This is a genomic window from Pseudomonas sp. DrBHI1, assembly GCF_002205115.1.
Classification (GTDB): domain Bacteria; phylum Pseudomonadota; class Gammaproteobacteria; order Pseudomonadales; family Pseudomonadaceae; genus Aquipseudomonas; species Aquipseudomonas mosselii.
In genome coordinates this window covers 25067-45544 of record NZ_NIBE01000061.1, presented here as the reverse complement: position 1 = coordinate 45544, position 20478 = coordinate 25067, and the positions used below count along the sequence as shown (strand labels likewise).

Sequence of the window (20478 nt, the reverse complement as noted above, 5' to 3'; positions counted from 1 at the left end):
GAATCCATCAGAGGCCGTAGCTCATCAGGCGATCGTAACGGCGCTTGAGCAGCGCGTCGTTGTCGAGCTTGCCGAGCATGTCCAGCTGTTCGATCAGATCGGCGCGAACATTGGCCGCCATCTTCGCCGGATCGCGGTGGGCGCCGCCCAGCGGCTCGGGGATGACCTTGTCGACGATGTTCAGGCTCTTCAGGCGCTCGGCGGTCACGCCCATGGCCTCGGCGGCATCGGCCGCGCGGTCGGCGGTCTTCCACAGGATCGAGGCGCAACCTTCCGGCGAGATCACCGAGTAGGTGGAGTACTGCAGCATGTTCAGCTGGTCGCACACGCCGATGGCCAGTGCGCCGCCGGAACCACCCTCACCAATCACGGTGGCGATGATCGGCGTCTTCAGGCGCGCCATCACGCGCAGGTTCCAGGCAATGGCCTCGCTCTGGTTGCGCTCTTCGGCGTCGATGCCCGGGTAGGCACCCGGGGTGTCGATGAAGGTCAGGATCGGCATCTTGAAACGCTCAGCCATTTCCATCAGGCGACAGGCCTTGCGGTAGCCTTCAGGGCGCGGCATGCCGAAGTTGCGGCGTACCTTTTCACGCACCTCACGGCCCTTCTGGTGACCGATGACCATGACCGGCTTGTCGTTCAGGCGCGCGGTGCCACCGACGATCGCGGCGTCGTCGGCAAAGTGACGGTCGCCGTGCAGCTCCTCGAACTCGGTGAAGATGTGGTCGATGTAATCGAGGGTGTACGGGCGGCGCGGGTGACGGGCCAGACGGGCGATCTGCCAGCTGGTCAGGTTGCCGAAGATGCTCTCGGTCAGGGTGCTGCTCTTGTCCTGCAGACGGGCAATTTCATCGCTGATGTTCAGCGAGTTGTCGTTGCCCACCAGGCGCAGCTCTTCGATCTTGGCTTGCAGGTCGGCAATCGGCTGTTCGAAATCGAGGAAATTCGGGTTCATAGGCTTCCGTCTTGGGTCTACGGCCAGGCGGCCGGCCGGTTGATCCGTTTGGCGCCCTACCTTAAGGGATCAGGCGCATAAAGGTCGAGATTAAAATGCGTCGTTTCAACGGTATTGCAGGAAGACGTTCTCACGCCCGAACTGGTCACGCAGTGCCTGAATCAGCCCATCGGCCGGGTCGATCGACCACTGGTCGCCAAACTGCAGCATGGCCTTGGCGTCGCTGCCGGTGTACTCCAGGGTGATCGGGCAACCACCACGGTGCCGGGTGATCAGCTCGCCCAGCCATTTCAGGCGATCGCCCTTGAGCGCGTCGTGACCAACCTTCAGGCGCAGGCTCTCGGCCAGCTTGGTCCGGGCATCCTCCATGGTCATCACGGTCTTGACCCGCAGGCGCAGGCCGCCGGAGAAGTCGTCGTTGCTCACCTCCCCCTCCACCACCACCATGGCGTCGGTCTGCAGCAGGGCCTGGGCGCCCATGAAGGCATCGGCGAACAGCGAGGCCTCGATGCGCCCGGAACGGTCATCCAAGGTGACGAAGCCCATCTTGTCACCCTTTTTGTTCTTCATCACCCGCAGGGCAATGATCATGCCGGCGATGGTCTGGGTGTCGCGGGCCGGTTTGAGGTCGACGATGCGCTGGCGGGCGAAGCGGCGGATCTCGGTCTCGTATTCGTCGATCGGGTGGCCGGTCAGGTACAGGCCAAGGGTGTCCTTTTCACCCTTGAGGCGTTCCTTGAGCGTCAGCTCGCGCACCTTGCGGTGGTTGGCGTAGACGTCGACATCCGCCTCGTCGAACATGCCGCCGAACAGGTCGACGTGGCCACTGTCCGCAGTATGGGCGGCCTGCTCGGCAGCCTTGACTGCCTCGCCCAGCGCCGACAGCAAGGTTGCACGGTTGATGTCGATGTTGGCCTGATAGGCCTTGATCTCGTCATGGAAATGCGGCCCCAGGCGGTCCAGCGCACCACTGCGGATCAGCGCGTCGAGGGTCCGCTTGTTGACCCGCTTGAGGTCGATACGCTCGCAGAAGTCGAACAGGTCCTTGAACGGGCCGCCCTGGGCGCGGGCCTCGACGATTGCCTCCACCGGCCCCTCGCCGACGCCCTTGATCGCGCCCAGGCCATAGACGATGCGGCCATCGTTGTTGACGGTGAACTTGAAGTCCGAGAAGTTCACGTCCGGCGCGTCCAGGCGCAGCTTCATGCTGCGCACTTCCTCGACCAGCACCACCACCTTGTCGGTGTTGTGCATATCCGCCGACAGCACCGCGGCCATGAACGGCGCCGGGTAGTGGGTTTTCAGCCAGGCGGTCTGGTAGGACACCAGGCCGTAGGCGGCGGAGTGGGATTTGTTGAAGCCGTAGCCGGCGAATTTCTCTACCAGGTCGAAAATGTTACCGGCCAGGTCCGCATCGATGTTGTTGGCCACGCAGCCTTCGATAAAACCACCGCGCTGCTTGGCCATTTCCTCGGGCTTTTTCTTACCCATGGCCCGGCGCAGCATGTCGGCGCCACCGAGGGTGTAGCCGGCCATCACCTGGGCGATCTGCATCACCTGTTCCTGGTACAGGATGATGCCGTAGGTAGGCGCGAGTACCGGTTTCAGACCTTCGTACTGGTAGTCGGAGTGCGGGTAGGCCAGTTCCGCTCGGCCGTGCTTGCGGTTGATGAAGTCGTCCACCATGCCCGATTGCAACGGGCCCGGACGGAACAGCGCCACCAGTGCGATGAGGTCTTCCAGGCAGTCGGGCTTGAGCTTCTTGATCAGCTCCTTCATGCCCCGGGATTCGAGCTGGAACACCGCCGTGGTTTCGGCTTTCTGCAGCAGCTCGTAAGTCTTGCGGTCGTCCAGCGGGATGAAGTCGATGTTGACGTCGGGCAGGTTCTTCTTGGCCTGCTCGCGGTTGATGATCTCCATCGCCCACTTGATGATGGTCAGGGTCCGCAGGCCGAGGAAGTCGAACTTCACCAGGCCCGCAGCCTCGACGTCGTCCTTGTCGAACTGGGTCACCAGGCCGCCGCCCTCTTCGTCACAGGCAATCGGTGAGAAGTCAGTGAGCTTGGTCGGCGCGATCACCACGCCACCGGCGTGCTTGCCGGTACCGCGGGTGACACCTTCGAGCTTGAGCGCCATGTCCCAGATCTCGCGGGCATCCTCGTCACCCTTGAGGAAGTCGCGCAGGATCTCTTCCTGCTCGTAGGCCTTCTCCAAGGTCATGCCCACTTCGAACGGGATCATCTTCGACAGGCGGTCGGCCAGGCCGTAGGACTTGCCTTGCACCCGCGCCACGTCGCGCACCACCGCCTTGGCGGCCATGGTGCCGAAGGTGATGATCTGGCTCACCGCGTTGCGGCCGTAGGCTTCGGCCACGTAGTCGATCACCCGGTCACGGCCATCCATGCAGAAGTCGACGTCGAAGTCAGGCATGGAAATACGTTCAGGGTTCAGGAAGCGCTCGAACAGCAGGTCATAGGCCAGCGGGTCGAGGTCGGTGATCTTCAGTACATAGGCCACCAGGGAGCCGGCACCCGAGCCCCGGCCCGGGCCAACCGGCACGTCGTTGTTCTTCGCCCACTTGATGAAGTCCATAACGATCAGGAAGTAACCGGGGAAGCCCATCTGGATGATGATGTCCAGCTCGAACTTCAGGCGGTCCAGGTAGACCTGGCGCTTCTCTTCGTAATTGGGCGTGGTCTCTTTCGGCCAAAGCACCGCCAGGCGCTCCTCCAGGCCTTCGTGGGAGACGTGACGCAGGTAGTCGTCGATGCCCATGCCGTTGGGCGTCGGGAAATCGGGGAGGAAGTATTTGCCCAGCTGCACGGTGATGTTGCAGCGCTTGGCGATCTCCACGGTGTTGGCGATGGCGTCCGGCAGGTCGCTGAACAGCTCGGCCATCTCTTCGGGCGACTTGAGGTACTGCTGGTCACTGTAGCCGCGCGGGCGGCGCGGGTCGTCGAGGGTCCAGCCCTCGCCAATGCACACGCGGGTCTCGTGGGCGTCGAAATCCGACTGCTTGATGAAGCGCACATCGTTGGTCGCCACCAGCGGGGCGCCGAGCTTGTCGGCCAGGGCCACGGCGGCGTGCACGTACTCTTCGTCACCGGCGCGATTGGTACGCTGCAACTCGACATAGAAGCGGTCCGGGAACATGCCCATCCAGTCGCCGAGCAGGGCTTCGGCTTCGTCCTGGCGACCGGCCATCAGGGCCACGCCAATATCGCCTTCCTTGCCTGCCGACAGGGCGATCAGCCCCTCGCTGGCCGGGGCGATCCAGTCGCGCTGGATGATCACCAGGCCGTTGCGCTGGCCGTCGGTCCAGCCTCGGGAGATCAGCTCGGTGAGGTTGCGATAGCCCTTGGGATTCATGGCCAGGAAGCAGATGCGCGACAGCGGCGCCTCGGAATCGGCCCCGGCCAGCCACAGGTCGGCGCCGCAGATCGGCTTGATGCCAGCGCCCATGGCGGTCTTGTAGAACTTCACCAGCGAGCACATGTTGCTCTGGTCGGTAATTGCCACCGCCGGCATGTTCATCCCGGCCAGGGCCTTGGCCAGCGGCTTGATCCGCACCAGGCCGTCGACCAGGGAGAATTCGGAGTGCACGCGAAGGTGAACGAAGGAGACCGACATGGAGGATCCTGTAGCAGTGCTGAACGACAAGGGCGGGATTGTAGCGTATTGCTCTTCGCTTGCCTCGCCTGGAGGTCAGCGGTTGGTTGCAGAATGCATCGCGGGGCAAGCCCGCTCCCACGCAGCCGATTCCAGTGCAGGCTTGGCGTGGGAGCGGGCTTGCCCCGCGATGAGTGGCGCCGATCAGATCAGCGAAGTGGAAATGCCTTCACGGGCTTCCCATGCGGCCCGAACCGGCGCGAACGAACGCCGATGAATGGGCGTCGGCCCAAGCCGGGCCAGGGCCTCAAGGTGCACTGGAGTCGGATACCCCTTGTGCCCGCCGATCCCATAACCCGGGTAGATCAGCTCGAACGCGCTCATCTCGCGGTCGCGGGTGACCTTCGCCAGGATCGATGCAGCGGCGATCGCCGGCACCTGCGAGTCACCCTTGACCACAGGCGCAGCCGGTACCGAAAGCTTCGGGCAACGGTTGCCGTCGATCAGCGCCAGTTTCGGTGTGATGTGCAACCCTTCGACCGCACGCTGCATGGCCAGCATGGTCGCATGGAGGATGTTCAGTCGGTCGATTTCCTCGACCTCGGCGCGAGCGATGCAGAAACTCAGCGCCTTCTCGCAGATCTCGTCGAACAGCGCGTCGCGCTTGGCCTCGGTGAGCTTTTTCGAGTCGTTCAGGCCGAGGATCGGTCGGCGCGGGTCGAGAATGACCGCCGCGGTGACCACCGCGCCGCACAGCGGGCCACGGCCCACTTCATCGACGCCGGCTACCAGCTCTTCAACCAGGTTGAAATCCAGTCCCATCTGCATCTCAGCGGTCCTTCAACAGGGCGAGCACCGCGTCGGCCGCCTGATTGGAGGCGTCGCGGCGCAAGGTGCGGTGGATCTGGTCGAAGCTGTCCGTCTGCTGCGAGCCGTCCTTGACCAGCGGCGCCAGGGTCTGTGCCAGGGCTTCGCTGGTAGCGGCGTCCTGCAACAGCTCCGGTACCAGCAGGCGCTGGGCCAGCAGGTTGGGCAGCGACACGTACGGGCTCTTGACCATGCGCTTGAGGATCCAGTAGGTCAGCGGCGCCAAGCGGTAGGCCACCACCATCGGTCGCTTGTACAGCATCGCTTCCAGGGTGGCGGTGCCGGAGGCGATCAGCACCGCGTCACAGGCGGCCAGCGCCTGGTGCGAGCGGCCATCCAGCAAGGTCAGTGGCAGTTCGCGCCCTTCGAGCATCTGCTCGACCTGAGCGCGCCGGGCGGCATTCGCGCACGGCAGCACGAAGCGCACGCCGGGCACCAGCTCGCGCAAGCGCTGGGCGGCATCGAGGAACAAAGCTCCCAGGCGCCCTACCTCACCGCCCCGGCTGCCAGGCATCAACGCGATCACCGGGCCTTCGGCCAGGCCCAGTTCGGCACGCGCCGCGCCACGGTCGGCCTCCAGGGGAATCGTGTCCGCCAGCGGATGGCCAACGAAACGCACCGGCACGCCCTGCTCTTCATAGAAGCGCGCCTCGAACGGCAGCAGGGTGAGCATCAGGTCGCAGCCCTCGCGAATTTTCAGCACGCGCTTCTGCCGCCAGGCCCAGACCGACGGGCTGACGTAATGCACCGTCTTGATTCCGGCCTGACGCAGCTTGAGTTCGATATTGAGGGTGAAATCGGGGGCATCGATACCGATGAACACGTCGGGCTTTTCGCCGATCAGTGTGTGGATCAGTTCCTTGCGCCGCTTGAGCAGCTCGCGCAGGCGCCCGAGCACCTCGACCAGGCCCATGACGGCCAGGCGTTCCATCGGAAAGTAGGAGGTCATGCCCTCGGCTTCCATCAAGGGACCGCCAACACCGATGAACCGCACATCGGGATGACGTGCCTTGATAGCGCGCATCAGGCCGGAACCGAGAATGTCCCCGCTGGCCTCGCCGGCGACCAGCGCCACGCAGAGCTGGGCCATATCAGCGGGTGATGCCGCGTGCGGAATTGGCGATCGATTGACGGAACAGATCGACTTCAGGGAACTGCGTGACCAGCTCATCCAGCTCCTTGAGCGCCTCTTCGACAGTCAGGCCCTGGCGGTAGACGATCTTGTAGGCGCGACGCAGGGCGTGCAGCACTTCGTCGCTGAAACCGCGACGACGCAGGCCTTCGAAGTTCATGCTGCGCGCCTCGGCCGGGCTGCCGAACACGGTGACATAGGCCGGTACGTCCTTGCCGATCGCGGTGCCCATGCCGGAAAACGCATGGGCGCCGATATGGCAGTACTGGTGCACCAGCGTGTAACCGGACAGGATGGCCCAGTCGCCGACATGCACATGGCCCGCCAGCGCGGTGTTGTTGACCAGGATGCAGTGGTTGCCGATGACGCTGTCGTGGCCGATGTGGGCATAGGCCATGATCAGGTTGTGATCGCCCAGGGTGGTTTCCGAACGGTCCTGCACGGTGCCGCGGTGGATGGTGACACCCTCGCGGATCACGTTGTGGTCACCGATCACCAGGCGCGTCGGCTCACCCTTGTACTTCAGGTCAGGGGTGTCTTCGCCGATCGAGGAAAACTGATAGATGCGGTTGTGCTTGCCGATACGGGTCGGCCCCTTTAGCACCACATGCGGACCGATGACGGTACCCTCCCCGATTTCCACATCGGGGCCTACGATCGACCAGGGGCCGACCTCGACGCCCTCGGCCAACTTGGCCGAGGGGTCGATGATCGCCCGTGGGTCAATCGAACTCATAGGGAGCGTTCCGCGCAGGTGATCTCGGCCGAGCAGACCGGCTTGCCGTCCACCAGGGCGCGGCACTCGAACTTCCAGATCATGCTCTTGCGGCTGAGGAACTTGGCTTCCAGCACCAGCTGGTCGCCCGGCAGCACCGGCTGGCGGAAACGCAGCTTATCGGAGCCGACGAAGTAGTAGAGGGTGCCGTCCGCCGGCTTGGCGTCGAGCATCTTGAATCCGAGAATCCCGGCCGCCTGGGCCATCGCCTCGATGATCAGCACGCCCGGCATGATCGGATGCGCCGGGAAGTGGCCATTGAAGAACGGCTCGTTGATGCTGACATTCTTGTAGGCACGAATGCTTTGAGCCTCGAAGTCCAGATCCGTCACTCGGTCCACGAGCAGGAACGGGTAACGGTGAGGCAGGTATTCGCGAATCTCGTTGATGTCCATCATTTCGGGGGGAAGCCTGTATAAGAATAGGGAGCGCAGGTGCTGACCACACGCTCCTTTTGCAGATCCAAAGAGGAGCCAGCTAGCGACTGTAACGCTCGCTCAGTAAATGGTATCAGCCTTCTGATGTCGGCTGGCCACCTGAGGTCACGGTGTCGACACGCTTTTCCAGCTGCTGGAGACGCTTGGACATCTCGTCCAGCTGGCGAATGCGAGCGGCGCTCTTGCGCCACTCGGCCAAGGGTTGCATGGCCGTACCGGAAGAATAGCCACCCGGCTCGGTAATCGAACGGGTCACCATGGTCATGCCGGAAACGAAGACATTGTCGCAGACGTCGATGTGGCCGACCATCCCGACACCACCGGCAATCATGCAATGCTTGCCGATGCGGGTACTGCCGGAAATCCCGACGCAGGCCGCCATCGCCGTGTGGTCGCCGACCTGCACGTTGTGGGCGATCTGGATCTGGTTGTCGAGCTTGACGCCATCGCCGATGCGGGTGTCCGACAGCGCACCACGGTCTACCGCGGTGTTCACGCCGATCTCCACATCATCACCCAGGGTGACGCCGCCGATCTGCGCGATCTTGCGCCAGATGCCCTTCTCGTTGGCAAAGCCGAAGCCCTCGCCACCGATCACCGCGCCAGACTGGATGACCACGCGCTTACCAATGGTCACGTCGTGATACAGCGTGACACGCGCAGCCAGCCAGCCACCCTCGCCGATGACACAGCGGGCACCGACGAAGCAGTGCGCGCCGACCGTCACATTGGCGCCGATGCACGCGCCGCTTTCGATCACCGCGAACGGGCCGATGCTGGCGCTGGCATCGACCTGGGCATCCTCGGCCACCACGGCGCTGGGATGGATTCCCGCCACAGCCTTGGGCTTCGGATCGAACAGGTGCGAAATGCGCGCATAGGCCAGGTAAGGGTCGGGAACGATCAAGGCGTTGCCGGCAAAACCTTCGGCGTCCTCGGCCTTGAGCAGTACCGCACTGGCCGAGGAATCGTCCAGGAACTTGCGATACTGCTTGTTGGCCAGGAAGCTCAACTGCCCGCAACCGGCCTCCTGCAAGGTGGCCAGCCCGGTGATCTGCAGCGCCTCGGGGCCTCTGAGTTCGGCCCCGAGGGCTTCGGCCAGCTGGCCGAGCGTCATGGTCACAGTCATATCAACGGGCTTGGTTCATGCGCTCGATGACCTGACGGGTGATGTCGTACTGAGGCTTGACATCGATGACCGCGCCACGCTCCAGAACCAGGTCGAAACCGCCCTTCTTGATCACTTCCTCGACAGCACCGTCGAGCTTCGGCTTGAGCTGCTTGAGCATGTCGCGGTCGGCCACGGCCTTGGCTTCGTTGAGTTCCTTGGACTGGAACTGGAAGTCGCGGGCTTTTTGCTTGAACTCGAGCTCCAGGCGTTCACGCTCAGGCTGAGGCATCTTGTCGCCGCCCTTGATCAGGCGATCCTGGATACCCTTGGCGCTGCTTTCCAGGCCCTTGAGCTTGGTCAGTTGCGGGCCGAACTTCTTCTCGGCGTCAACGGCGTACTTCTTGGCCGCGTCGGATTCCAGCAGAGCCATCTGATAGTTCAGCACGGCAACTTTCATTTCGGCGAAAGCCGGGGTGGCGACCAGCGCCGCGGCTACGAAGGCCAGTTGGGTCAACTTACGCACGATGCACTCCTGGATAATCCGTTGTCGTTATGCAAGGGCCGACCTCAGAAGGTCTGGCCCAGAGAGAATTGGAACACTTGCGTGTCGGCGTCGTCCGGTTTCTTGATCGGCATCGCCAGGCTGAAGCTCAACGGGCCCAGCGCGGTGATCCAAGTCACGCCCAGACCGACCGAGCTGGCCATGTCCGAGAAGCCGACCTTGGTGCAATCGGGCTTCGAGCCGCAGTTGGTGTCGAACACGTTACCCACATCCCAGAACACGGACGTGCGCAGCGAACGCTGATCCTTGACGAACGGCAGCGGGAACAGCAGCTCCACGCCACCTTGGACGAGGACGTTACCACCGAACGGCAGCGGATCCTGGTCCGGGTCGGCGATGGTGCCCTGGTTGCCGGTTACCGCAGCTCCACGGCTCGGAGTACTGCGTGGGCCCAGGGTGCTGTCCTTGAAGCCGCGCACGGAGTTGAAGCCGCCCGCATAGTAGTTTTCATAGAACGGCAGGCCGGAGGTCGAGCCGAAACCATCACCATAGCCCAGTTCGGTGTGCAGGCGCAGGGTGTAGTCGTTATTGATCGGCTTGAACAGCTGGCCACGGTAGTCGAGCTTGTAGAACGACAGGTCGCTGCCCGGCACGGTGGTTTCCAGCGTCAGGCTCTGGGAGTGACCACGGGTAGCCAGCACGCCTTTGTTCAGGGTCGACTCGGACCAGCCGATCGAGGCCTTGAAGTTCAGGAAGTTGTCGCCTTCGTCCTGAAGGAACTTGAAGATCTCATCGACGGTGTAACGGCCGGTCTTGATCTTGTCCTGCTGCACGGTCAGGCCGTAGGTCAGGCGCGAGGTCTCGCTGATCGGGTAGCCGAGGCTGACACCGGCACCGAGGCTGTCCACCGCATAGCTGGCCACGTCGACGTCGAGGTCGTCGTAGTCGGTGCTGCGGTAGAAGGCGTTGTAGCCCAGGCTCACGCCATCGGCGGTGAAGTAGGGATCGACATAGCCGAAGTTGTAGCGGGTCTGGTACTCGGAGCGGGTCAGGCCAATGGAGACCTTGTTACCAGTACCGAGGAAGTTGTTCTGGCTGATCGAGCCGCCCAGGATCAGGCCGGCGCTCTGGGCGAAACCGACGCTGGCAGTGATCGAGCCGGAGGCCTGCTCTTCGACGCTGTAGTTGACGTCGACCTGGTCGTCGGTACCCGGTACCGGCGGCGTCTCGACGTTGACTTCCTTGAAGAAGCCCAGGCGCTCGAGGCGGGTCTTGGACTGGTCGATCAGGTAGGTCGAAGCCCAGCCACCTTCCATCTGACGCATTTCGCGGCGCAGCACTTCGTCTTCGGTCTTGGTGTTGCCGCGATAGTTGATGCGGTTGACGTAGGCACGCTTGCCCGGATCGACGACGAACATGATGTCGACGGTGTGATCCTGGTCGTTCGGCTGCGGCACGCCGTTGACGTTGGCGAAGGTGTAGCCTTCGTTGCCCAGACGACGGGTGATGAGGTCGGAGGTGGTGGTCATCACCTTGCGCGAGAACACCTGGCCCGGCTGCACCAGCAGCAGCGACTTGACCTGGTCTTCCGGCACTTTCAGGTCACCAGACAGCTTCACGTCGCGGACGGTGTACTTCTCGCCCTCGTTGATGTTGACGGTGATGTAGACGTGCTTCTTGTCCGGGGTGATCGACACCTGGGTGGACGCGATGTCCATGTTGATGTAGCCGCGGTCCAGGTAGTAGGAACGCAGCCGCTCCAGGTCACCGGAGAGCTTTTCCCGGGCGTACTTGTCGTCGTTCTTGAAGAACGACAGCCAGTTGGTGGTCTTGAGCTCGAACAACTGGCCGAGGGTCTCGTCGTCGAAGACCGTGTTACCCACCACGTTGATGTGCTGGATCGCGGCCACGGTGCCTTCGTTGATCTTGATCTTCAGGCCGACGCGGTTGCGCGGTTGCGGAACGACCTCTGCGTCGACCTCGGCGGAGTAGCGGCCCTGGGCAACGTACTGGCGCTGCAGTTCGTTACGCACGCCTTCCAGCGTCGCGCGCTGGAAGATTTCACCTTCGGCCAGGCCCGACTGCTTCAGGCCCTTCATCAGGTCTTCGGTGCTGATCGCCTTGTTGCCTTCGATCTCGATGCTCGACACCGAGGGGCGCTCGACCACGTTGATGATCAGGACATTGCCGTCGCGGTTCAGCTGAATGTCCTGGAAGAAGCCGGTCTTGAACAGCGAGCGGGTCGATTCGACCAGACGGCGGTCGTCGACCTGGTCACCGACGTTCAGCGGCAACGCGCCGAACACGCTGCCGGCGGACACCCGCTGCAGGCCGTTGACACGAATATCGGAGATGGTGAAGGACTCGGCGTGAACTTCAGCGATCATCAGTGCGGAGAGCACCGCAGTTAGCAGCAGACGTTTCATGAAGTCCTTTTATTCCAACTGGCAATAAACAACCTGCCGCGACAAGGCGGCAGGTTTTCGCGATTGAGCGAAGCTTTTATAGTCGACCCAGATCGTTGATCAGGGCGAGCAACATCACCCCGACGACCAAACTGATACCGATCTGGACCCCCCAACCTTGCACCCGATCCGAGAGCGGACGACCGCGCGCCCACTCGATCAGGTAGAACAGCAAATGCCCCCCATCCAGTACCGGGATGGGCAGCAGGTTCAGAACCCCCAGGCTTATGCTCAGGTAGGCCAGGAAATTCAGGAAATCCCCAACGCCCGACTGGGCTGAAGCGCCCGCCACTTTAGCAATGGTTATCGGTCCGCTCAAGTTTTTTACCGAGAGCTCCCCGAACAGCATTTTCTTCAGCGATTCGAGGGTAAGGACGCTCATGTTCCAGGTGCGGGAAAGTCCCTCGCCCACCGCCTCCAGCGGCCCATAGCTGACTTCGCGGAGCATCTTCGCCGGCCACTCGGCGGCCTTGACCCCGGCGCCCAGATAGCCGCCAGAAGCCTGGCCCTCGCCTTTGCGTGCCAGGGTGACGGCAACCTCGAGTGGCACGCCGTCACGCTCGATGCGCAGGCTGACCTTTTTCTCGGGACGGGCACGGACTGCGTCGACCACCTGCTGCCAATCGGCCAGCTCCACGCCGTCGAGCGCCAGCAGCTTGTCACCGGTCTTGAGCCCGGCCGCGGCCGCCGGCCCTTTCGGATCGATCTCTGCCAGTACCGGCACCACAGCCGGACGCCATGGGCGCAGGCCTAGGGACTGGATCGGCTCGGGTTCGTCAACGCCCTTGAGCCATTGATTCAGGGAAACATTCAATTGGCGCTCGGCCGTCGCGCCCTCATCGAGCACCCCGATCCGCAACGTGCCGGTCTCGCCTAAACGGCGTACCAGTTGCAGATTGACCGCCGACCAGCCATTGGTCGGTTCGCCATCGATGGAAACGATTTCCTGGCCAACGCTCAGACCGGCGCTGGCCGCCAGGCTGCCAGCCTCGACGCCACCGATGACCGGACGTACCTGCTGCGAACCCAGCATGGCCACAACCCAGAAGAACAGGATGGCCAGCAGGAAGTTGGCGATGGGACCGGCGGCCACGATGGCAATACGCTGGCGAACCGACTTGCGATTGAACGACTGCTCGACCAGCGCCGGAGGAACCTCGCCCTCGCGCTCGTCGAGCATCTTGACGTAACCGCCCAGCGGAATAGCGGCGACGACGAACTCGGTACCGTGGCGATCATGCCAGCGCACCAGCGGCGTGCCGAAACCCACCGAGAAACGCAGGACCTTGACCCCGCAACGCCGCGCCACCCAGAAGTGGCCAAACTCGTGGAAGGTAACCAGCACACCCAGTGAAATCAGGGTGCCGACAATCATGTAGAGCGCAGTCATGTCCAATCTCCGGGTGACATTCGGCGGAGTCGGCCGCAGGCTTCAGCGGCCGTGGCGTCGCAGCCACTCCCGGGACAGCTCCCGGGCACGCTGGTCGGCGGCGAACACCGCCTCGAGGGTGGGCAATGCCACCACGGGCTCCTGGTCGAGCACCTGTTCGATCATACCCGCGATCTCCGGGAAGCGGATACGCCGCTGGAGAAACGCCTCGACGGCCACTTCGTTGGCGGCGTTGAGCACCGCCGGCGCACTGTTGCCCGCCTCGGCAGCCTGACGCGCCAGGCGCAGGCATGGGAAGCGCTGTTCGTCGGGCGCCTGGAAATCCAGACGGGCGATGGCGAACAAGTCCAGCGGCGCGACGCCCGAATCGATACGCTCTGGCCAGGCCAGGGCGTTGGAGATTGGCGTGCGCATGTCCGGGTTACCCAGCTGGGCAAGCACCGAGCCATCGACGTAATCCACCAGCGAATGGATGACGCTTTGCGGGTGTACCACCACTTCAATTTGGGACGGCTTGGCATCGAACAGCCAGCAGGCCTCGATCAGCTCTAGGCCTTTGTTCAGCATGCTGGCCGAATCGACCGAGATCTTGCGACCCATGGACCAGTTCGGGTGCGCGCAGGCCTGCTCCGGGGTTACATCCAGCAACACTTCGGCAGGGGTTTCGCGGAACGGCCCGCCTGAGGCGGTCAGCAGGATCCGGCGCACACCGACAGCACCGAGGCCACGGGCGTAGTCGCCGGGCATGCACTGGAAGATCGCGTTGTGCTCACTGTCGATCGGCAGCAACACCGAACCGCTGCGGCGCACCGCATCCATGAACAGGGCCCCGGACATCACCAGGGCCTCCTTGTTGGCGAGCAACACCTTCTTGCCCGCCTCGACCGCGGCCAGGGTCGGGCGCAGGCCGGCGGCGCCGACGATGGCCGCCATCACGGTGTCCACCTCTGACGCAGCGGCCACCTGGCACAATCCGGCCTCACCCTCGAGCACCTCGGTGGCGCAGCCCGCCGCGCCCAGCCCCTGACGCAGGCGCGTGGCCGCCTCGGCGCTCGGCACCACGGCAAACGCCGGACGATGACGCTTGCACAGGGTGAGCAGCTCATCGATGCGCGAATAGCCGCTCAGGGCGAACACCTGGTAACGATCAGGGTGCCGGGCAATGACGTCCAGCGTGCTAAGGCCGATGGAGCCAGTGGCTCCCAGCACGGTTATGCGTTGCACAGCACTCACATCACACCCCACTCAGCCGCCCACAACAGCACGGCAAACATCGGAATCGCCGCAGTCAGGCTGTCGATGCGATCGAGCACGCCGCCATGACCCGGCAGCAGATTGCTGCTGTCCTTGATGCCTTCACGGCGCTTGAACATGCTTTCGGTCAAGTCACCGACTACCGAAGACATCACCACCACCCCGGCGCCCAAGAGCCCCAGTAGCACCTGGCCGATACTCCAGTCACGGGCAAAGCCCACGGTCAGGGTGATCAGCAGACTGACCGCAAGACCGCCATAGACGCCCTCCCAGCTCTTGCCCGGGCTGACCTGCGGCGCCAGCTTGCGCTTACCGAAGGCCCGACCGGAGAAGTAAGCGCCAATATCGGCAGCCCAGACCAGGACCATGACCGACAGGATCAGCCAGTTGCCCAATGGCCAGTGCTTGAGCAGCACCAACCCCTGCCAGGCAGGCAGCAGCACCAGCAGGCCGATCAGCAGGCGACAGGCGGCACTGCTCCACAGCTCGCCGCTGCGCGGGTAGGTCAGCACCAGCCAGGTGGCCAGGGCCCACCAGATCACCGATGCACCCAGCACCCAAGGCGCGAGGTCGGGCATCAGGTAGAGCAGCATCAAGCCACCGGCCACCACGGCGGCGTAGGCAATGCGCAGCGGCTGCGCCACCAGGCCGGCCAGACGCGCCCACTCCCAGGCGCCGAGCGTTACCACGCAGCCGATGAACAGGGCGAAATCCCCACCGTTGAGCAGGAAGAAACCACCCAACGCGATCGGCAGCAGGATCAGCGCGGTAATGATGCGTTGTTTAAGCATTAAGCACGGGCTCCGGCTTCGACCTGCTCGCTGGTCTTACCGAAGCGTCGCTGGCGTGAAGCGAAATCGGCCAGCGCGTTGCGCATGGCCTCGTGTTTGAAGTCCGGCCAATAAAGGTCGGAGAAGTACAGCTCGGCGTAGGCCAGCTGCCACAACAGGAAGTTGCTGATGCGGTGCTCGCCACCGGTTCGGATGCACAGGTCGGGCAACGGCAGGTCACCGGTAGCCAGGCAGGTCTGCAGCAGATCCGGGGTGATGTCCTCGGGGCGAAGATGACCGGCCTGGACTTCTCGCGCCAGGCGTTGCGCGGCCTGGGCGATGTCCCATTGGCCGCCATAGTTGGCGGCGATCTGCAGGATGAAACGGTTGCTACCCACCGTCGCCGCTTCGGCTTCGCGCATCGCCGCCTGGAGCTCAGGGTGAAAGCGCGAGCGATCACCGATGATGCGCAGGCTGATGTTATTGTCGTTCAGGCGCTTGGCCTCCCGACGCAATGCCGAGAAGAACAGCTCCATCAGCGCACCGACCTCCTCGGCCGGACGCTGCCAGTTTTCGCTGGAGAAGGCGAAGAGCGTGAGCACCTCGACCTTGGCCTCGGCGCAGACTTCGATCACCGCGCGAACGGCATCCACGCCGGCCTTGTGGCCGGCGACGCCGGGCAGAAGACGCTTCTTCGCCCAGCGGTTGTTGCCGTCCATGATGATCGCGACGTGACGCGGCACCGAGCCCGGTGCCGCTGACTTGGTCTTTTCCATTAAGAGAGCAACCCTGGCCTCAAACGGCCATCAGGTCCTTTTCCTTGGCCTTGAAGGCAGCATCGACCTCAGCAACGAACTTGTCGGTCAGCTTCTGGATCTCGTCAGCCGCGCGGCGCTCTTCGTCTTCGCTGATTTCCTTGTCCTTGGTCAGCTTCTTCAGATCGGCGAGGGCATCGCGACGCACGTTGCGCACTGCAACCTTGGCGTCCTCGGCAACGCCGCTGGCCTGCTTGGTGTAGCCCTTGCGGGTTTCTTCGGTCAGGGCCGGCATCGGCACACGAATGGTGGTGCCGGCGCTGGACGGGTTCAGGCCCAGGTCGGAGGTCAGGATGGCCTTTTCGATGGCTGCGCTGAGGTTCTTGTCGTGGGCGACGATCTTCAGGGTACGGGCGTCCTCGACGGTGATCGCGGCCACCTGGTTCAGCGGCATGTCGCTGCCCCAGGCCGGCACCTTGACGCTATCCAGGATGCTCGGGTGGGCGCGACCGGTGCGGATCGCCGCCAGGTTGCGGGCCAAGGCCTCGAGGGACTTGCCCATGCGCTCCTGGGCGTCTTTCTTGATGTCGTTGATCATTTTTGAACTTCCTCGATCAGAGTTCCTTCCGCACCACCATGCACAATATTGAGCAGGGCGCCGGGCTTGTTCATGTTGAAGACGCGCAGCGGCATCTTGTGATCGCGGCAAAGGCAGATTGCCGTCAGGTCCATTACGCCCAGCTTGCGATCCAGCACTTCATCGTAGGACAGATGATCGAACTTCTCGGCATGCGGGTCCTTGAATGGATCTGCAGTGTATACACCATCGACCTTGGTTGCCTTCAATACCACGTCGGCATCGATTTCGATGGCGCGCAGGCAAGCGGCGGAGTCGGTGGTGAAGAACGGGTTGCCGGTACCGGCAGCGAAGATTACGACTTCCTTGGAATTCAGGTGGCGCATGGCCTTGCGGCGATCGTAGTGATCGGTCACACCCACCATGGAGATAGCCGACATGACGATGGCGGTGATGTTCGCCCGCTCCAGCGCGTCGCGCATGGCCAGGCCGTTCATCACGGTGGCCAGCATGCCCATGTGGTCGCCGGTAACGCGGTCCATGCCGGCCGCACTGAGCGCCGCGCCACGGAACAGGTTGCCGCCACCGATCACCAGGCCGACCTGAACGCCGATGCCGACCAGCTGGCCGACTTCCAGCGCCATGCGATCCAGGACCTTGGGGTCGATCCCGAACTCTTCCGAGCCCATCAGGGCCTCGCCGCTAAGTTTGAGTAGAATGCGTTTATAGCGAGCCTGATGACCACTGCCCTGCTGAGCCATTGCGAATCTCTCCTGCGGCGTTTGTAAAAATCTGGCGGGCTGTTTCAGCCTGCGCGTAACTCTAGCGTGACGCACTTGATGCGTCAGCGAGCAACGGTCTCGTGAACCGCTCCCGCTTTGACAAAGAGGCTGCGCGCGTAAGCGGGCAGCCTCTTCGGGGCGACAGACGAATCCGTCTTACTGCTTGGCGGCAGCTACCTGGGCGGCAACTTCGGCAGCGAAGTCGTCAACCGGCTTCTCGATGCCTTCGCCGACCTTGAAGTAGGTGAAGGAAACGATTTCAGCACCGGCTTTCTTGGCCAGCGCGCCAACTTTGACTTCCGGATCCATGACGAAGGCTTGCTCTTTCAGCGAGGCTTCGGCTTTGAACTTGGAGATACGACCGTTGATCATGTTCTCAACGATGTTTTCCGGCTTGCCGGCGATCTTGTCGGCATTCAGTTGCAGGAAGACGTTCTTCTCGCGCTCGATGGCCTCGGCGGAGATTTCCGACGCGTCCAGGAACTCTGGGTTCGAGGCTGCAACGTGCATGGCGATGTTCTTGGCCAGGTCGACGTCGCCGCCTTTCAGGACAACAACGGCACCGATCTTGTTGCCGTGCAGGTAAGCGCCGACAACGTCGCCCTCAACGCGCACCAGGCGACGGATGTTGACGTTCTCGCCGCACTTGGCAACCAGGGCTTCACGAGCGGCTTCACGCGAGGCGATCAGCGGAGCTGCGTCGGTCAGCTTCTGGGCGAAGGCTTCTTCGAGGCTTTCGGCAACGAAGTTCTTGAAGTCGTCCTGCAGGGCCAGGAAGTCGGTCTGCGAGTTCACTTCCAGCAGAACGGCGGATTTACCGTCGGTCTTGACCGCGATAGCGCCTTCAGCAGCGACGTTACCAGCCTTTTTGGCGGCCTTGATGGCGCCCGAGGCACGCATGTCGTCAATGGCTTTTTCGATGTCGCCGCCGGCCTTTTCCAGGGCCTTCTTGCAATCCATCATGCCTTCGCCGGTACGCTCGCGCAGTTCTTTGACCAGCGCCGCAGTAATTGCTGCCATTTCAAAATCCTCTTGGAAAGTTTTTCAACCATTCCACCCGCTCGTCACGGGCGTTAAATTCTGCAAATCGCTGCCTTTATATCAGCTCGCCCATGATGCGGGGCCGTTGCTGACAGCAGGATTTCAAGGTGGCAAAAAGGGGGCCAAGCCCCCTTTTTGCGTGCCAAGTCGACGCCAGGCGTCAATTACTCGGCAGCAGGTGCAGCCGCTTCTTCAGCGTAGACTTCAGTGCCGCCGGCAACGTTGTTGCGACCGCGGATGACGGCGTCAGCCATCGAAGTCATGTACAGCTCGATGGCGCGGATGGCGTCATCGTTACCTGGGATGATGTAGTCAACACCTTCCGGGCTGCTGTTGGTATCGACAACGCCGATGACCGGGATGCCCAGCTTGTTGGCTTCGGTGATGGCAATGCGCTCGTGGTCGACGTCGATCACGAACAGGGCATCAGGCAGGCCGCCCATGTCCTTGATACCACCCAGGCTGCGATCCAGCTTTTCCAGATCGCGCGAACGCATCAGGGCTTCTTTCTTGGTCAGCTTGGCAAAGGTGCCGTCTTCGGCCTGGGTTTCCAGGTCGCGCAGACGCTTGATCGAGGCGCGAATGGTCTTGTAGTTGGTCAGCATGCCGCCCAACCAACGGTGATCAACGTATGGCGAACCGCAACGAGCAGCTTGCTCGGCGACGATCTTGCCGGCGGAACGCTTGGTGCCGACGAACATGATCTTGTTCTTGCCCTGGGCCAGGCGCTCTACGAAGGACAGAGCTTCGTTGAACATTGGCAGGGTTTTTTCCAGGTTGATGATATGGATCTTGTTACGCGCGCCGAAAATGTACTTGCCCATTTTCGGGTTCCAGTAACGGGTCTGGTGGCCGAAGTGCACACCGGCCTTCAGCATATCGCGCATGTTGACTTGGGACATGATAGTTCCTTGATAAGTCGGGTTGGGCCTCCACGTATCCCAATGACCAACCCGTGTTTCCAGGGAAACCGGGCACCCAGGCCATCGTGTCGACACGTGTGTGGGTTTGAGCTGACGGAGGACATCCCCCGAAAGCGGCGCATTTTATACCACAGGCCGAGCGCGAACGGAACCCGGATCATGCTTCGTCCGTCAGCGGCTTTTGCAGGCCCCACGCTTTGCGGCCAGAATGCCTTCAATAGACCTCCGGATCCACGGGACTCTCCCGACAGATCGCCGCCGCGCTCTGGTAGAATCCGGTCTTTCCCGTTTGTTCGCGCCACACAGGGCGCCGTAGAGAGCCTGTTCATGACCGTCACCATCAAGACCGCAGAAGACATCGAGAAGATGCGCATCGCTGGCCGCCTGGCCGCCGAAGTGCTGGAAATGATCGAGGAGCACGTCAAGCCCGGCGTCACCACCGAGGAACTCGACCGCCTGTGCCACGACTATATCGTCAACGTCCAGCAGGCGATCCCCGCGCCTCTCAACTACAAGGGTTTCCCCAAGTCGATCTGCACCTCGATCAACCATGTGGTCTGCCACGGCATTCCCAATGACAAGGCGCTAAAGGACGGCGACACCATCAACATCGACGTGACCGTGATCAAGGACGGCTATCACGGCGACACCAGCCGCATGTTCCATGTCGGCACCGTCGCGCCATGGGCCGAGCGCCTGTCCAAGGTCACTCAGGAGTGCCTGTACAAGGCCATCGAGCTGGTCAAGCCCGGCTGCCGTCTTGGCGACATTGGCGAGGTGATCCAGAAGCACGCCGAGAAGAACGGTTTTTCGGTGGTTCGCGAGTTCTGCGGTCACGGCATCGGCAAGGTGTTCCACGAAGAGCCGCAGATCCTCCATTACGGCCGCGCCGGCACTGGCATGGAGCTCAAGGAAGGCATGACCTTCACCATCGAGCCGATGATCAACCAGGGCAAGGCCGACACCAAGGTGCTTGGCGACGGCTGGACCGCCATCACCAAGGACCGCAAGCTCTCGGCCCAGTGGGAACACACCCTGGTAGTGACCGCCAACGGCTACGAGATCTTCACCCTGCGCAAGGACGACACCATTGCGCGCACCTCGGCCTGACACTGACTAACAGGAACGCGACT

The 20478-nt window shown here is 62.7% G+C and carries 18 protein-coding genes; 1 reads left to right on the top strand and 17 read right to left on the bottom strand.

The window, feature by feature from the left end:
* Positions 1–7: 7 nt before the first annotated feature.
* From CC207_RS13700 to rpsB, 17 genes are all read right to left on the bottom strand, one after another.
* The gene (locus CC207_RS13700) at positions 8–955 is read right to left on the bottom strand and encodes an acetyl-CoA carboxylase carboxyltransferase subunit alpha (protein WP_028690663.1); all 948 of its coding nucleotides are present in this window, start codon (positions 953–955) and stop codon (positions 8–10) included.
* A gap of 105 nt (positions 956–1060) precedes the next feature.
* Positions 1061–4585: a DNA polymerase III subunit alpha gene (dnaE, locus tag CC207_RS13695; protein ID WP_062361385.1), complete on the bottom strand. Its 3525-nt coding sequence runs from the start codon at positions 4583–4585 to the stop codon at positions 1061–1063.
* Between the two features lie 183 nt (positions 4586–4768).
* A complete protein-coding gene (rnhB, locus tag CC207_RS13690; RefSeq protein WP_088852257.1) occupies positions 4769–5392 on the bottom strand; it encodes a ribonuclease HII in 624 nt (207 codons plus the stop codon).
* Between the two features lies 1 nt (position 5393).
* The gene (gene lpxB, locus CC207_RS13685; RefSeq protein WP_028690666.1) at positions 5394–6521 is read right to left on the bottom strand and encodes a lipid-A-disaccharide synthase; all 1128 of its coding nucleotides are present in this window, start codon (positions 6519–6521) and stop codon (positions 5394–5396) included.
* A gap of 1 nt (position 6522) precedes the next feature.
* Positions 6523–7299 carry an acyl-ACP--UDP-N-acetylglucosamine O-acyltransferase gene (gene lpxA / locus CC207_RS13680; protein WP_028690667.1) on the bottom strand — a complete coding sequence of 259 codons (777 nt, stop codon included), beginning with the start codon at positions 7297–7299 and terminating at the stop codon, positions 6523–6525.
* Positions 7296–7736, bottom strand: a complete 441-nt coding sequence (fabZ, locus tag CC207_RS13675) for a 3-hydroxyacyl-ACP dehydratase FabZ (RefSeq protein ID WP_003252314.1) — start codon at positions 7734–7736, stop codon at positions 7296–7298. The genes lpxA and fabZ overlap by 4 nt, the downstream gene beginning before the upstream one ends.
* A gap of 112 nt (positions 7737–7848) precedes the next feature.
* Positions 7849–8904 carry a UDP-3-O-(3-hydroxymyristoyl)glucosamine N-acyltransferase gene (lpxD, locus tag CC207_RS13670; protein ID WP_028690668.1) on the bottom strand — a complete coding sequence of 352 codons (1056 nt, stop codon included), beginning with the start codon at positions 8902–8904 and terminating at the stop codon, positions 7849–7851.
* 1 nt (position 8905) lies between these two features.
* Entirely contained in the window at positions 8906–9409 is a 504-nt protein-coding gene (locus CC207_RS13665) for an OmpH family outer membrane protein (RefSeq protein WP_028690669.1), read from the bottom strand.
* A gap of 44 nt (positions 9410–9453) precedes the next feature.
* Positions 9454–11814 (bottom strand): outer membrane protein assembly factor BamA, encoded by a 2361-nt coding sequence (gene bamA / locus CC207_RS13660; RefSeq protein WP_028690670.1) that lies wholly within the window; start codon positions 11812–11814, stop codon positions 9454–9456.
* Positions 11815–11890: 76 nt separating this feature from the next.
* On the bottom strand, positions 11891–13243 hold the full coding sequence (rseP, locus tag CC207_RS13655) for an RIP metalloprotease RseP (protein WP_088852256.1): 1353 nt from the start codon (positions 13241–13243) through the stop codon (positions 11891–11893).
* 42 nt (positions 13244–13285) lie between these two features.
* On the bottom strand, positions 13286–14476 hold the full coding sequence (gene ispC / locus CC207_RS13650; RefSeq protein ID WP_062361390.1) for a 1-deoxy-D-xylulose-5-phosphate reductoisomerase: 1191 nt from the start codon (positions 14474–14476) through the stop codon (positions 13286–13288).
* Positions 14473–15288 (bottom strand): phosphatidate cytidylyltransferase, encoded by an 816-nt coding sequence (locus tag CC207_RS13645; protein WP_028690673.1) that lies wholly within the window; start codon positions 15286–15288, stop codon positions 14473–14475. Before CC207_RS13645 ends, ispC begins: the two co-directional genes overlap by 4 nt.
* Entirely contained in the window at positions 15288–16043 is a 756-nt protein-coding gene (gene uppS / locus CC207_RS13640) for a polyprenyl diphosphate synthase (RefSeq protein WP_028690674.1), read from the bottom strand. Before uppS ends, CC207_RS13645 begins: the two co-directional genes overlap by 1 nt.
* A gap of 19 nt (positions 16044–16062) precedes the next feature.
* The gene (gene frr, locus CC207_RS13635) at positions 16063–16620 is read right to left on the bottom strand and encodes a ribosome recycling factor (RefSeq protein ID WP_028690675.1); all 558 of its coding nucleotides are present in this window, start codon (positions 16618–16620) and stop codon (positions 16063–16065) included.
* On the bottom strand, positions 16617–17360 hold the full coding sequence (gene pyrH / locus CC207_RS13630; protein WP_028690676.1) for a UMP kinase: 744 nt from the start codon (positions 17358–17360) through the stop codon (positions 16617–16619). Before pyrH ends, frr begins: the two co-directional genes overlap by 4 nt.
* 177 nt (positions 17361–17537) lie before the next feature.
* On the bottom strand, positions 17538–18401 hold the full coding sequence (tsf, locus tag CC207_RS13625) for a translation elongation factor Ts (protein ID WP_028690677.1): 864 nt from the start codon (positions 18399–18401) through the stop codon (positions 17538–17540).
* 185 nt (positions 18402–18586) lie between these two features.
* A complete protein-coding gene (rpsB, locus tag CC207_RS13620; protein ID WP_028690678.1) occupies positions 18587–19324 on the bottom strand; it encodes a 30S ribosomal protein S2 in 738 nt (245 codons plus the stop codon).
* A 348-nt stretch (positions 19325–19672) separates the two neighbouring features.
* On the opposite strand from rpsB, the gene map reads away from it, so the two are divergent.
* On the top strand, positions 19673–20455 hold the full coding sequence (gene map, locus CC207_RS13615; protein WP_028690679.1) for a type I methionyl aminopeptidase: 783 nt from the start codon (positions 19673–19675) through the stop codon (positions 20453–20455).
* Positions 20456–20478 lie beyond the last annotated feature (23 nt).

Bases quoted from the DNA above. Each gene is read 5' to 3' on its own strand.
- lpxA (WP_028690667.1), bottom strand. From the start codon at position 7,299: ATGAGTTCGATTGACCCACGGGCGATCATCGACCCCTCGGCCAAGTTG.
- rseP (WP_088852256.1), bottom strand. From the start codon at position 13,243: ATGACTGCGCTCTACATGATTGTCGGCACCCTGATTTCACTGGGTGTG.
- lpxD (WP_028690668.1), bottom strand. From the start codon at position 8,904: ATGACTGTGACCATGACGCTCGGCCAGCTGGCCGAAGCCCTCGGGGCC.
- rpsB (WP_028690678.1), bottom strand. From the start codon at position 19,324: ATGTCCCAAGTCAACATGCGCGATATGCTGAAGGCCGGTGTGCACTTC.
- rnhB (WP_088852257.1), bottom strand. From the start codon at position 5,392: ATGCAGATGGGACTGGATTTCAACCTGGTTGAAGAGCTGGTAGCCGGC.
- CC207_RS13645 (WP_028690673.1), bottom strand. From the start codon at position 15,288: ATGCTTAAACAACGCATCATTACCGCGCTGATCCTGCTGCCGATCGCG.
- tsf (WP_028690677.1), bottom strand. From the start codon at position 18,401: ATGGCAGCAATTACTGCGGCGCTGGTCAAAGAACTGCGCGAGCGTACC.
- CC207_RS13700 (WP_028690663.1), bottom strand. From the start codon at position 955: ATGAACCCGAATTTCCTCGATTTCGAACAGCCGATTGCCGACCTGCAA.
- bamA (WP_028690670.1), bottom strand. From the start codon at position 11,814: ATGAAACGTCTGCTGCTAACTGCGGTGCTCTCCGCACTGATGATCGCT.
- lpxB (WP_028690666.1), bottom strand. From the start codon at position 6,521: ATGGCCCAGCTCTGCGTGGCGCTGGTCGCCGGCGAGGCCAGCGGGGAC.
- pyrH (WP_028690676.1), bottom strand. From the start codon at position 17,360: ATGGCTCAGCAGGGCAGTGGTCATCAGGCTCGCTATAAACGCATTCTA.
- map (WP_028690679.1), top strand. From the start codon at position 19,673: ATGACCGTCACCATCAAGACCGCAGAAGACATCGAGAAGATGCGCATC.
- fabZ (WP_003252314.1), bottom strand. From the start codon at position 7,736: ATGATGGACATCAACGAGATTCGCGAATACCTGCCTCACCGTTACCCG.
- dnaE (WP_062361385.1), bottom strand. From the start codon at position 4,585: ATGTCGGTCTCCTTCGTTCACCTTCGCGTGCACTCCGAATTCTCCCTG.
- uppS (WP_028690674.1), bottom strand. From the start codon at position 16,043: ATGGAAAAGACCAAGTCAGCGGCACCGGGCTCGGTGCCGCGTCACGTC.
- frr (WP_028690675.1), bottom strand. From the start codon at position 16,620: ATGATCAACGACATCAAGAAAGACGCCCAGGAGCGCATGGGCAAGTCC.